Here is a 13,008-nt window from a genome sequence, read left to right as displayed (position 1 = left end):
GACGAACCGGATGCGTACCCCGTGCCCCGAAAACGGAGCTGTACGGTCCGGTACGTCCTGCCTGATGCTATGCCGCTGCCGCGGCCGGGTCAGCCTGAGCCGATTCTCCTCGCTCCGCCCGGCGCAGCAGCACAGCGGCCAGCAGACCACCGGCCAGTACGGCCGCCGCTCCGACCAGCATGCTGGTCTCCAGACCCGAGGAGAAGGCGTCGGTGATCCGCTGCCGCTCCCCCTCACCGCCCGCGGCGGCAAGAGCCGCGGGCAGCGAGGCGGCCCCGACGGCCGACGGTACGAGCGCCGCGAACCGGGAGTTCAGCACAGCGCCGAGCACCGCGACCCCGAGGCCGTTGCCGCATTCGGCGAGGGTGCCGTTGACCCCGGCGCCGACGCCGGCCTTCTCGGGCGGGATCGCGCTCATGATCGCGTTGGCCATGGCGGGCATGGCGAGCGCGATGCCCGCGCCCATCACGAGCAGACCGAGCAGCGTCCCGGCGTAGCCGTCCCCGCCCAGCAGCGCGATCGCGGCCAGACCTGCGGCGAGCAGCCCCATCCCGGAGGCGATGGTGACGGGCGTGCCGAGCTTGGGCACCAGCCGTGCGCCCAGCCCGGTGAGGTTGAGCGCGACGACGCTCAGGGCGAGCGGCGCCGTGCGCAGGCCGGCCTCCAACGGACCGTAACCGAGGACGAACTGGAGCTGCTGGGTGAGCAGGAAGAGCGAGCCGCCCATCCCGAACGCGACCAGGATCGCGCCGGCCACCGCGCCGATGAACCGCTGGTTGCGGAAGAAGTGCATGTCCAGCATCGGGTACGGGATGTGCAGCTCCCACAGCACGAAGCCGGTGAGGACGGCGACCCCGACGAAGGCGGTCAGCAGCACCCGGCCGGAGGTCCAGCCGTGCCCCGGCCCGGAGATGATCGCGTACACGACCGCGGCCATACCGATGGTGGAGAGCAGCGCGCCGAGCAGGTCGGGGCGCTCCCCGCTCGGGTTCTTCGACTCCGGCACCAGCCGCGCCACGGCCACCAGCCCGATGACGGCGACCGGGATGTTGATCAGGAAGATCGCACCCCACCAGAAGTGGTCGAGCATCACCCCGCCGATCAGCGGTCCCACGGCGAAGCCGAGCGAGCTGACGGTCGACCAGATACCGATCGCCTTCACCCGCTCGGTCTCGTCGAAGATCTGCACGACGACGGCGAGAGTCGTGGTCATCAGCAGGGCCCCGCCGATGCCCATGCCCGCCCGCGCGGCGATCAGCTGCCCGGAGGACTGGGCGAGCCCTGCCACCAGTGAACCGATGCCGAACAGGGCGAGCCCCGCGATCAGCATCTTCTTGCGTCCGTAGCGGTCGGCCGAGCTACCGGCGGTCAGCAGCAGACCCGACTGCACGAGCGAGTAGGCGTTGATCATCCACTGCACATCGGCGGTGGAGGCGTCCAGCTCCCGGGTGAGGGAGGGGATCGCGACGTTGAGGACGGTGTTGTCGAGCAGCACGGTGAGCTGGGCGAGGCAGATGACGCCGAGGATCAGCCAGCGCTGCGGGTGACTCGGTGGCGAGAGGTGGTTCTGCTCGGCGGCGGTCGCCGTCATTCGGACTCCCGGGGCGTTCGGTCAGGTCCCTATACGGTGTACAAGGAAGAGGTTGTACACCGTATAGCCAATCCTTCGCGGCCTTCAAGCGACTTTCCCGCGGTACGGTGCCGGTCGCTGATCCGACAAGGGCTGGAGTGGTATGTCACTGCGTCGTCGTACGGTGGAAGTCCTGCTGGCCGCAGGCCTGTTGGGGACGGCGCTCGCGCCTCCCGCGGCGGCCGCGGCGCACGGTCCGGGGCAGCTGGTGCCCCTTCGTGTCGCCACGTACAACATCCATGCGGGGTCCGGCATGGACAACGTCTTCGATCTCGACCGGCAGGTGGCCGAGCTCCGCTCGCTGGACGCGGACGTGATCGGGCTCCAGGAGGTCGACGTCCACTGGGGCGACCGCAGTCAGGGGCGGGATCTGGCGGCCGAGCTGGCCGAGCGGCTGGGCATGCAGGTGTCGTTCGCCCCGATCTACAGCCTCGATCCGGTGACGGCGGGTGCTCCGAGACGCGAGTTCGGCGTCGCGGTGCTGTCCCGGTACCGGATCGTGAACGCCGAGAACCACGACATCACCCGGCTCTCCACCCAGGACCCGAACCCGGTCCCGGCGCCCGCACCCGGCTTCGGCGAGGTGGTGCTGCGGGTGAAGGGGGTCCACGTGCACGTGTACGCGACGCACCTCGACTACCGCGGCGACCCGTCCGTCCGGATCGCCCAGGTGGCCGACACCCGCCGGATCATGGCGCAGGACCAGGAGTCGGAACGCCGGCCGGTGCACCAGATCCTGCTCGGCGACTTCAACGCGGCACCGGCGGCGCCGGAGCTGGCCCCGCTGTGGGAGACGCTCACCGACGTGGAACCCGGCGGCCCCACCTACCCGGCCCTGAACCCGCTGCAGCGGATCGACTACGTGGCGGTCTCGAAGAACACCGTGCGGGTACGCGACGCGGCGGTGGCCGAGACGCTCGCCTCGGACCACCGCCCTGTCGTCGCCGACCTGTTGCTCCGGCGCTGAACCTCCTGAGTCCCAGCCGTCAGCTGCTCGTCGGCCGGGTCAGGTCGTAGAAGGTGGCGCTGCCGACGGTGACCTTCTTGAAGCTCTTCTCCACCCAGGTGGAGATCTGCGACGAGGTGCCGCTGCTGCCGCCCATGCCGCCGCCGGTGCCGCTCGAGATGAAGTAGTGGATCCGGCCGTCCTCGACGTACTTCTTGAACTGGGAGAGCGTCGGGGACGGGTCGCTCCCGTTGAAGCCACCGATCGCCATCACGGGGTCGCCGGTGGCGAGCTGGTAACTGGCGGCGTTCTGCGAGCCGATGGCCGCCGCCGCCCAGGTGTAGTCGCCGGCGTTCTCCTCCAGGAGCTTCTTGGCCTCGGCGCCGACGGACGCGCCGTTGAGCAGTCCGCCCATGCCGCCGCCTCCGTCGGCGCGCTCACCCATGCCGGGCACGGCGCCGGGCTGCTGCCCGTTCTGCGCGGTGCCGGGGCCGCCCTGCGTCTGGCCCTGGCCCTGGCCCTGGCCCTGGCTCTGGCCCTGGCTCTGGCTCTGTCCGGGCGGGGTGCCGGTCGGGGGCCGGCCCATGCCGCCGCCCTGCTGGTTGCCCTGCTGCGTGCCCTGTCCGGGCGGCTGCATACCGCCACCGCCCCGGGCCGGCCGCCCCGCCACCGCCCGGGCCGCCGCCCATCCCGCCGGAGGACGGACCCGCGGTGACGATCGAGCCCTGGTGCCCGGTGTTCAGGGTGCTCACGGTGTACGCGGTCGGCCCGGCCAGTGACGCGGCGAAGCCCAGGCCCACGGCGGCGAGCGCCAGTTGACGCCCCAGCCGGGACGCGAACAGCAGGCCGACGGCGGCCACGAGCCCGACGGCGAGCACCGTCGGCCGCAGCCACGGCTGGTAGTCCGGGGTCCGCCCCAGCAGCACGTACGACCAGTACGCCGTCACGGCCACCGTGCCCGCGAGCGCCGCTCCCGCCCACCAGCGGGAGCGCTCCTCCCACAGGACCGTGGCGCCCATGCCGATCAGCGCCGCGATGCAGGGGGCCAGGGCCACCGTGTAGTACTGGTGGAAGATGCCGGCCATGAAGCTGAACACGGCCGCGGTCATCAGCAGCGAGCTGCCCCAGGCGAGGAAGGCCGCCCTCGCCGTGTCCGCCCGCTCCGCCCGCCAGGTCAGCCGGACACCTGCGACCAGCAGGATCAGCGCGGCGGGCAGCAGCCAGGAGATCTGGCTGCCGATCTCGGAGTTGAACATCCGGCCGATGCCGGTCTCGCCCCACTGACCGCCGCCACCGGCGCCACCCCCGCCGACGCTGCCGGTCTCCTCGCCGTTGATCCGGCCGAGCCCGTTGTAGCCGAAGGTCAGCTCCAGGAACGAGTTGTTCTGCGAGCCGCCGATGTACGGGCGCGAGGAGGCGGGCCACAGTTCGACGATCGCCACCCACCAGCCGCCCGCGACGAGCATCGCCAGCGCCGAGAGGCCCAGCTGGCCGAACCGCTTGCGCACGGAGACCGGCGCGAACACCGCGTACAGCACCGCGAGCGGCGGCAGGATCAGGAACGCCTGCAGGGTCTTGGACAGGAACGCCAGACCGACCGCGACACCCGCCCACACCAGCCACTTGGTGCGGCCGCTCTCCATCGCGCGCAGCACGCAGTAGACGGTGACGGTCATCAGCAGCGCGAGCAGCGCGTCCGGGTTGTTGAACCGGAACATCAGCGCGGCGACAGGCGTGAGCGCGAACACCGCCATGGTGATCAGCCCGGCGGCGGCGCTGAACCGGCGGCGTACGGAGGCGTAGAGCACCCCGGCCGTAGCCGCGGCCATCAGCACCTGCGGGGCCAGGACCGCCCACGAGCTCAGGCCGAAGACCCGCACCGACAACGCCATCGGCCACAGGGTGGCCGGGGGCTTGTCGACGGTGATGGCGTTCGCCGAGTCCAGCGAACCGAAGAAGAAGGCCTTCCAGCTCTGGCTGCCTGCCTGCACGGCCGCGGAGTAGAAGGAGTTGGCGTAGCCGGAGGCGCCGAGGTTCCACAGGTACGCCAGCGTGATGACCAGCAGCATGGCGAGGAAGGCCGGGCGCGCCCAGCGGGGGTCCTCGTGCCGGCCGCGCCACACGCGGTGCGGCAGCGACGTGCCGGGGCGTCCGTGGCTCGGCGAGCCCGCCGCCTGGGGCGGGGCCGGGAGGTGGTCGAGCGTGGTCATCGGACGTTCCTCAGTTCGTGGTGGGTGTCGTCGGCCGGTGCGGCGTCCTGGCGGTGCGCCGGGGCGTCCGCCGGGCGGGCCGTGTCACCGTCCCGGTCGCGGTCCGGGAAGACCCAGGCGCGGAAGAGCAGGAACCGCAGCACCGTCGCCGCGAGATTGGCCGCGATCAGCACGGCGAGTTCGGTGCCGTGCGAGGGCGCCCCGGAGGCCGCGCCCAGCGCGGCCAGCGAACCGGCGGTCAGCGCAAGGCCGATGGCGAACACCACGAGGCCCTGCGCCTGGTGGCGTACGGCGCTGCCCCGGCCACGTACCCCGAAGGTGAGCCTTCGGTTCGCTGCGGTGTTGGCGACGGCCGACACGAGCAGGGCGCCGCCATTGGCGATCTGCGGGCCGACGCCCAGCCGGAACAGCGAGTACAGGGCCAGATAGAAGAGCGTGGACAGGGCGCCCACGACGCAGAACCCGACCAGCTGCCGGGCCAGTCCGCCCGGCACCCCGCCGATCCCGCGGTCGCGCGGGTCGTCGCCGAAGGGGCGGGCCAGCCGGTCCAGCGGCAGTGCGCCGACCGCCAGCGCCCGCCCCACGCGCCACACGCCCTTCAGGTCCTCGGTGGCGGTCCGCACGATGTGGACCGTCGAGTCCGGGTCATCGACCCAGTCCACGGGCACCTCGTGAATGCGCAGACCGGCCCGCTCGGCGAGCACCAGCAGCTCGGTGTCGAAGAACCAGCCGGTGTCCTCGACCATCGGCAGCAGCCGCTGCGCGACCTCCCGCCGGATCGCCTTGAACCCGCACTGCGCGTCGCTGAACCGGGCGGCCAGCGACGAGCGCAGGATGATGTTGTACGCCCGCGAGATGAACTCCCGCTTCGTCCCCCGCACCACCCGCGAACTGCGCGCGAGACGCGAGCCGATGGCCAGGTCCGAATGCCCGGAGATCAGCGGTGCGACCAGCGGGAGCAGCGCGTTCAGATCGGTGGACAGGTCCACGTCCATGTAGGCGAGGACCGGGGCGTCCGAGTGCGACCAGACAGTGCGCAGCGCCCGTCCGCGGCCCTTCTCCTCCAGCCGGTACGAGCGCACCCCGGGCAGCGAGCGTGCGAGGCGCTGCGCCACCTTGGAGGTCCGGTCGGTGCTCGCGTTGTCCGCGACGGTGATCCGGAAGGCGTACGGGAACGTGCGGGCCAGATGGTCGTGCAGCCGCAGCACGCACGGCTCCAGGTCCTTCTCCTCGTTGTAGACGGGTACCACCACATCGAGTACGGGGGCACCTGCCGCATCGCCCGCGCCGGCCAGGAGGTGGTCCCGGGCCGGCAAGGTGCTCCAAGGAGTGTCGGTTTGCATGACATCGACACTCGCCAACCGCGCTGTCACACCGGTGTGGTGCGCCTGTGGTCCCGCTGTGAGTAGGAGGGACCGCTCTCGCCCGGCCCGTTCGCGTACCCGGGCTCCGCCGGCAGATGGACGGCGAACACCGTGTTCCCCGGCACCGAACGCACCTCGGCAAGCCCGCCGTGCGCGGTGACGACGGCCTGCACGATGGCGAGCCCGAGCCCCGTCGACCCGGCGTGCCGGGACCGCGAGGCGTCCCCGCGCGCGAACCGTTCGAAGACGTGCGGCAGCAGCTCCGGCGGGATGCCGGGACCGTTGTCCCGGACCTCCAGGGTCACCCAGGGATGTCCGGCCTCCGCGAGCACCCGGGCCGTGACCGTGGTCCCTGGCGGGGTGTGCGTACGGGCGTTGGCCAGCAGGTTGACCAGCACCTGCTGGATCCTGGTCGGGTCGGCGCGTACGGTCGCCGGGACCTCGGGAAGTTCCAGCCGCCAGTGATGGGTGGGCCCGGCCCCGTCCCCGGATGCGGCCCGGCCCGTGACGCGTGCGTCGCTCACCGCGTCTATGACGAGCGGAGAGAGATCGGTGCTCTCGTAACTGAGCGGCCGGCCCGCGTCCAGCCGGGCGAGCAGCAGCAGATCCTCCACCATGCCCGTCATGCGCTGCGCCTCGGACTCGATCCGACCCAGTGCGTGCCGGGTGTCGGGGCCGGTGTTCTCCCGGCCGCGCCGGGTGAGTTCGGCGTACCCGCGGATCGAGGCGAGCGGGGTCCGCAGTTCGTGGCTGGCGTCGGCGACGAACTGGCGTACCCGCATCTCGCTCTTCTGCCGCGCGTCCAGGGCCGAACCGACGTGTCCCAGCATCCGGTTGAGGGCGGCACCGACCTGGCCGACCTCGGTGCGCGGATCGGCCTCGGCGTCCGGGACCCGTTCGAAGAGGGCGACCTCGCCGCTGTGCAGCGGGAGTTCGGAGACCCGCGTCGCGGTGGCGGCCACCCGGCGCAGCGGCCGCAGGGCGACCGTGACCATGGCGGCGCCCGCGATCCCGGCGGCGATGAGCCCGGCCCCGGTGACGCAGACCTCGACGAGGACCAGGGTGGTGAGGGCCCGGCTCACCTCGGTGGTGGGAATGCCGACGAGGACGGTCGTCCCGTCAGCCGCGTGGACGGCCTCCACCCGGTAGCCGCCGAGTCCGGGCAGCTCGACGTCGTGCGCGTTCTTGTCCGCGGGGACTCCGGCCGCCTCCAGGGCGGCCTGCTGGGCGCCGGCCAGCGGTTCGGAGTTCTCCGCGGCGTCGAACCCGCCCTTCTTCACGACCACGGAGTCGGTGATGTCACCGTCCACGGAGAGGGCACCGAAGGTCTTGAGGGGCTGGCCGCCCATACCGATGAAGCCGAGCGGCTCCCGGTCCTTGGGCCCGCCGGGAACGGGCACACCCGGCTTCCGGTCGGCCTGTACCGCGATGTCGCGGAGCTGGCCGTCCAGCTTCCCGTACATGTAGGTGTGGAAGGCGATGGCGGTGACCGTGCCGATCACGGCCGCGACGACCGCGATCAGCAGCACCGAGGAGACCGCCAGCCGGGTCCGCAGCGTCCACGGCCCCTTCGTCAGCCGTTTCACGCGGCTACTCACCGGGCTTGATGAGATACCCCGCGCCGCGCCGGGTGTGGATCATGGGCGTCCGGCCCGCGTCGATCTTCTTGCGCAGGTACGAGATGTAGAGCTCGACGACGTTGGCCTGGCCGCCGAAGTCGTAGTTCCAGACCCGGTCCAGGATCTGCGCCTTGCTGAGCACCCGGCGCGGATTGCGCATCAGGAACCGCAGGAGCTCGAACTCGGTCGCGGTGAGGTGGATGTTGGCTCCGCCGCGGCTCACCTCGTGGCTGTCCTCGTCCAGCATCAGGTCGCCGACGACGAGCGTCGACTCGCTGCGTACCGCCGCCGTGCCGGACCGCCGGATCAGCCCGCGCAGCCGGGCGACGACCTCCTCCAGGCTGAACGGCTTGGTGACGTAGTCGTCGCCGCCGGCGGTGAGCCCGGCGATCCGGTCCTCGACGGAGTCCCGGGCGGTCAGGAACAGCACGGGCACCTCGGAGAGCTCCCGGCGCAGTCTGCCGAGCACGGCGAGCCCGTCCATGTCGGGCAGCATCACGTCGAGGATCACCGCGTCGGGCCGGAAGTCCCGGGCCGTACGCAGGGCGCCGGCACCGTCCCCCGCGCTGCGGACCTCCCAGCCCTCGTAGCGAAGCGCCATGGAGAGCAGCTCGGCCAGCGGGGCCTCGTCGTCCACGACCAGGACGCGGACGGGGGTACGGTCCGGCCTGAGCAGTTCGGTACGCCCCTGGGGCGAGGTCGTCGTCATGCCGCAACCCTCTGAGACGCCCCTGAGAGAGTTCTTTCCCGATTCTGTGAATTCCCTGAGAAAGCGATCGGGGCGGCCGGGCCACCGCCGCCTCAGCGGGCGAACAGCACCTTCGCGTTGTCGTGGCAGACCGCCCGCAGCCAGTCGTCCCCGAGCCCCAGCCGCTCCAGGGCGTGCAGCTGGTGGGCGTACGGATACGGAATGTTCGGGAAGTCCGTCCCCAGCAGGATCCGGTCCCCGAGCGCCGCGAGCCGCCCGCGCTCCGCCACCGGGAAAGGGATGAAGTCCTCCGTGAAGTCCGTGAAGGTCATCGTCGTGTCGAGCCGCACCTCCCGGTACGTCTCGGCGAGCGCCAGAAACTCCGCGTACTCCGGCATCCCCATGTGCGCCACGATCAGCCGCAGCCGGGGGTGCCGGGCGAGGAGCCGGCCGATCGGTTCAGGCCCGGTGTGCGTGCCGGGCGCGGGCCCCGACCCGCAGTGCATCACGACGGGGACACCGGCCTCGGCGAGCAGCCCCCACACCGGTTCCAGCAGCGGGTCGTTCGGGTCGTACGCCCCGACCTGGATATGCGACTTGAAGACCCGCGCCCCGGCCTCGACGGCCTCCGCCACGTACTTCTCGACGCCCTCCTCCGGGAAGAAGGTCGCGGTGTGCAGACAGTCGGGCACCCGGCCGGCGAAGTCGGCTGCCCAGCCGTTCAGCCAGGGCGCCATGCCCGCCTTGTGCGGGTAGAGCATCGAGGTGAACCGGAGCACGCCGAACGAGCGCAGCAGCGCGAGGCGTTCGTCCTCGTCGTGCCGGTAGGCGATCGGCCACTCCATCCCGGTCAGCGGTCCGACGGAGTCGAAGTACGCCCAGACCTTGCGCAGTACTTGTTCCGGCATGAAATGCGTGTGGACGTCGATGATCCCGGGCAACCCGAGCCGCTCCCAGAACCGCACCACGTCGTCGCGATCGTCACTCATCAGGCGCTCCTCCTTCGACCGCCTCCGACGATGTCAGAACAGTCCGCCCTGCGACGCGCCGCCCCCTGCGGCCACGGTCGGCACGCTCACCCCACTGCCCGAGCCGGCCGCCGTCAGGTCCCAGCCGGTCATCAGCCGGGTGTCCACGACCACGATCCCGTCCGCACCCGTGTCCAGATGCAGATCCGGCCCGGCCGCCGCGACCAGCCGTCCGGCGACCACGCCCCCGTCCACCAGCCCGGTCACCGCGCGCACCGCACCGCCCGGACCGTCGGTCCCGCCCGGACCGTCGGCATCACCCGGCCCGTCGGCATCACCCGGCCCGTCGATCCCGAAGATCCACGCGTGGTCGACCGCCTCGAACGGCAGCCGCTCAAGCGCCTCGGGCCAGCCGCCGCCATCGAGGGCCGCCGCCCTCCCGTACAGCTCCGCCAACTCGCCGGCCCGCTCGCCGGCTCCCGGGAGCTCCGCCCGTACTGCCCGCTTGCGCGCGTACGCGATCCGGTCCGGCACCCCGAGCGCGGCCCGCAGCACCTCCTCGGCCCGCCGCGCCGCCATCAACGGCCCCCGCCCCAGCCAGCTGAAGACCACCGCCCCCTGCTCCCGCAACCGGGCCGCACCCCGCTCCTCGGCGGTGATCCCGACCTTCACCATCCCGGCCCCGAACCAGGCGAGGTACACGCGGTACGTACGCGGGTCGTCGGGAATCGTGTCGGCCGCCACCGAATGCGCCCGGTCCAGCCGCCCGCACTCGGCGCATCGCGCGCCCGTGCTCCGCTCCGGAACCACGGCCGCCACCGGGCAGGCGTTCCGCCGAGCCCCGACGCAGGTCCGCTCCCCCGAGGCCCGGAACCCGAGCTCCGTCCCGTACGCCAGGACGCTCCCCCGTGTCTGACGGCCCTTCTGCCACCCGAGCACGGGCCCGCCCCGTTCGTCCGGCCACCGGAGACCGGTGCACTGCCACCCCATGCGTGAACTCCCGGACTCCTGGACGTGGAAACGGATGGACGCGAACCCGCCGTGATCCCACATATCGCCCTCCTGTGTGATTCGCGTCACACTGGAGAGGTGGTGGGCTCGGTACCAGGATCTCTCAGATCTCTCAGAGGTGTTCGACCATGACCAGCATCGACGGCACCGCTCTCGACAGCCTGCGTTCGAACGTGCGGGGGCCGGTCGTCACGCCGGGTGACGCGGACTACGACAAGAGCCGCACCATCTACAACGCCATGATCGACCGGCGCCCCGCTGCCATCGCCCAGTGCGTGGACGTGGCGGACGTGCGGACCACCCTCGCCTTCGCCCAGGACGCGGGGCTCGACCTCGCCGTACGCGGCGGCGGACACAGCGGGCCTGGGCTGTGCCTGGTCGACGACGGGCTGACCCTCGACCTCTCCCCGATGCGCTCGGTGCGCGTCGACCCCGAGGCCCGAACGGCACAGGTGGGCGGGGGAAGCCAGTTGGGCGACCTGGACCATGCGGCGCACACCTTCGGTCTCGGTGTACCGGCCGGGATCATGTCGACCACCGGCGTGGGCGGCCTCACGCTCGGCGGCGGGCACGGCTACCTGACCCGCGCGTACGGCCTCACGATCGACAGCCTGATCGCCGCGGACGTCGTCCTGGCCGACGGCACCTTCGTCACCGCCTCGGACACCGAGCACCCCGACCTGTTCTGGGCGCTGCGGGGCGGCGGCGGCAACTACGGTGTGGTCACGTCGTTCACGTACCGGCTGCACCCGGTGGACACGGTCGGGGTCGCGGTGACCGTGTGGCCGGTCGACCGCACGGCGGAGGTGCTGCGGTGGTACCGGGAGTTCATGCCCGCCGCACCGGACGACCTGTACGGCTTCTTCGCCCTCCTGACCGTCCCGCCCGGGCCGCCCTTCCCCGAGGCGATCCACGGACAGAAGATGTGCGGCGTCGTCTGGTGCTACACCGGCGACCTTGCGGAAGGCCGGCTGGAGGAGACCCTGTCGGTGGTCAACGACCCGGCACCGCCCGCCTTCCACTTCACCAGCCCCATGCCGTACCCGGCCCTCCAGACCATGTTCGACGAGCTGATCCCCAAGGGACTCCAGTGGTACTGGCGCGGCGACTTCTTCGACGCGATCTCGGACGCGGCGATCGAGGTGCACGCGAAGTACGGCCGCAACCTCCCCACCGGCCTGTCGACGATGCACCTGTACCCGGTGGACGGAGCGGCCCACCGGGTCGGCTCCGACGCGACCCCCTGGGCCTACCGGGACGCCGTGTGGTCCGGCGTCATCGCCGGCATCGACCCCGATCCCGCCAACGCCGAGGCGATCCGCCAGTGGTGCGTCGACTACTGGACCGAACTGCACCCGCACTCCATGGGCGGCGCGTACATCAACTTCCTGGGCGAGGCCGAGGCCCCGGACCGCGTCCGGTCCACCTACCGCGGCACCTACGACCGCCTGGCCGCGGCCAAGCACACCTACGACCCGGACAACTTCTTCCGCGCCAACCAGAACATCACGCCGGCCGCGGCAGCCTGATACGCCCGGCCGCCGCCCGGTGGGGCGGCCCCACCACTCCGGCCGGGCGGGCGCCGCGAGCGTTAAGATCCGGGCCATGCCACTGACCGTGCAGGACGTGGAGCGGTTCGAGGCCTCCCGGTCGCGCCTGGAGGCCATCGGCTACCGCCTCCTCGGCTCCGCGAGCGAGGCCGAGGACGCCGTGCAGGACACGTTCCTGCGCTGGCAGGCCGCCGACGTGGACCGGATCGAGATCCCCGAGGCCTGGCTGACGAAGGTCCTCACCAACCTGTGCCTCAACCAGCTCACCTCGGCCCGCGCCCGGCGCGAGACCTATGTGGGCCAGTGGCTCCCCGAGCCACTGCTCGCCGGAGACCCGATGCTCGGCCCCGCCGACACCGCCGAACAGCGCGACTCCGTCTCGTACGCGGTCCTCACCCTCATGGAGCGCCTCTCCCCCAACGAGCGGGCGGTGTACGTCCTGCGGGAGGCCTTCGGCTACCCGCACCGCGAGATCGCCGAGATCCTCGACATCACCGAGGCCGCCGCCCAGCAGGTCTTCCACCGGGCCAGGAAACACATCGCGGACGGCAAGGCCCGCACCGAGATCGACGAGGCGTCAGCCCGGCGGATCGTCGAGGAGTTCCTCGCGGCCGCCACCAGCGGCCGGACCGAGCCGCTCGTACGGCTGCTCACCGAGGACGCCGTCGCGATCGGCGACGGCGGCGGCAAGGTCCCGGCCCGCGCCAAGGCGTTCGAGGGCGCCCTCGCGGTCGCGAAGTTCATGCGCGGCCTGTTCAAACCCAGCAAGGCCAAGCGCGACATCGCCGGCGGCTCTCCGGGCGTCCACCTCACGACCGCCAACGGCGTCCCCGCCGTCGTGGCGGTCCTCGACGGCCGGGTCATCGGCATCATGTGCCCGGAGATCACCGCCGACGGCATCGCCGCGTTCCGTAACCAGGTCAACCCTGACAAGCTCGAACGCGCGACCAGGCGCTGGGCGGCCTCCGACCATGGGGAACCCTTGTTCAGCGCCTTCTGACTGCACTGTGACGTGGCTCACA

Annotated in this window: 9 protein-coding genes and 1 pseudogene; 3 read left to right on the top strand and 7 right to left on the bottom strand. The window is 71.8% G+C overall.

What is annotated here, in order from left to right:
• Positions 1-67 precede the first annotated feature (67 nt).
• Positions 68-1,591, bottom strand: coding sequence for an MFS transporter (locus SH922_RS20420; RefSeq protein ID WP_393059360.1), 1,524 nt, complete (start codon positions 1,589-1,591; stop codon positions 68-70).
• A 142-nt stretch (positions 1,592-1,733) separates the two neighbouring features.
• On the opposite strand from SH922_RS20420, the gene SH922_RS20415 reads away from it, so the two are divergent.
• Entirely contained in the window at positions 1,734-2,597 is an 864-nt protein-coding gene (locus tag SH922_RS20415) for an endonuclease/exonuclease/phosphatase family protein (RefSeq protein WP_393059359.1), read from the top strand.
• A 19-nt stretch (positions 2,598-2,616) separates the two neighbouring features.
• On the opposite strand, the pseudogene SH922_RS20410 reads toward SH922_RS20415, so the two are convergent.
• From SH922_RS20410 to SH922_RS20385, 6 genes and pseudogenes are all read right to left on the bottom strand, one after another.
• Positions 2,617-4,786: pseudogene (locus tag SH922_RS20410) on the bottom strand (ArnT family glycosyltransferase).
• A complete protein-coding gene (locus SH922_RS20405) occupies positions 4,783-6,129 on the bottom strand; it encodes a glycosyltransferase (protein ID WP_393059358.1) in 1,347 nt (448 codons plus the stop codon). The pseudogene SH922_RS20410 and the gene SH922_RS20405 overlap by 4 nt, the downstream one beginning before the upstream one ends.
• Positions 6,130-6,155: 26 nt before the next feature.
• Positions 6,156-7,748 carry an ATP-binding protein gene (locus SH922_RS20400; protein ID WP_393059357.1) on the bottom strand — a complete coding sequence of 531 codons (1,593 nt, stop codon included), beginning with the start codon at positions 7,746-7,748 and terminating at the stop codon, positions 6,156-6,158.
• Complete coding sequence (locus tag SH922_RS20395; protein WP_393059356.1) at positions 7,741-8,478, bottom strand: response regulator transcription factor; 738 nt, start codon at positions 8,476-8,478, stop codon at positions 7,741-7,743. The genes SH922_RS20400 and SH922_RS20395 overlap by 8 nt, the downstream gene beginning before the upstream one ends.
• Positions 8,479-8,570: 92 nt before the next feature.
• On the bottom strand, positions 8,571-9,446 hold the full coding sequence (locus SH922_RS20390) for an amidohydrolase family protein (RefSeq protein WP_393059355.1): 876 nt from the start codon (positions 9,444-9,446) through the stop codon (positions 8,571-8,573).
• 33 nt (positions 9,447-9,479) lie between these two features.
• Complete coding sequence (locus tag SH922_RS20385) at positions 9,480-10,415, bottom strand: DUF2797 domain-containing protein (protein WP_393063633.1); 936 nt, start codon at positions 10,413-10,415, stop codon at positions 9,480-9,482.
• 149 nt (positions 10,416-10,564) lie between these two features.
• Between SH922_RS20385 and SH922_RS20380 the strand changes: the two genes are divergently transcribed.
• Both SH922_RS20380 and sigJ read left to right on the top strand, forming a co-directional pair.
• The gene (locus SH922_RS20380) at positions 10,565-11,965 is read left to right on the top strand and encodes an FAD-binding oxidoreductase (RefSeq protein WP_393059354.1); all 1,401 of its coding nucleotides are present in this window, start codon (positions 10,565-10,567) and stop codon (positions 11,963-11,965) included.
• Between the two features lie 76 nt (positions 11,966-12,041).
• Positions 12,042-12,986 (top strand): RNA polymerase sigma factor SigJ, encoded by a 945-nt coding sequence (gene sigJ, locus SH922_RS20375; RefSeq protein WP_393059353.1) that lies wholly within the window; start codon positions 12,042-12,044, stop codon positions 12,984-12,986.
• Positions 12,987-13,008 lie beyond the last annotated feature (22 nt).

Origin of the sequence: Streptomyces sp. LN549, assembly GCF_043203805.1 — a bacterium.
Classification (GTDB): domain Bacteria; phylum Actinomycetota; class Actinomycetes; order Streptomycetales; family Streptomycetaceae; genus Streptomyces.
This window is presented reverse-complemented; position numbering and strand designations above follow the sequence as displayed.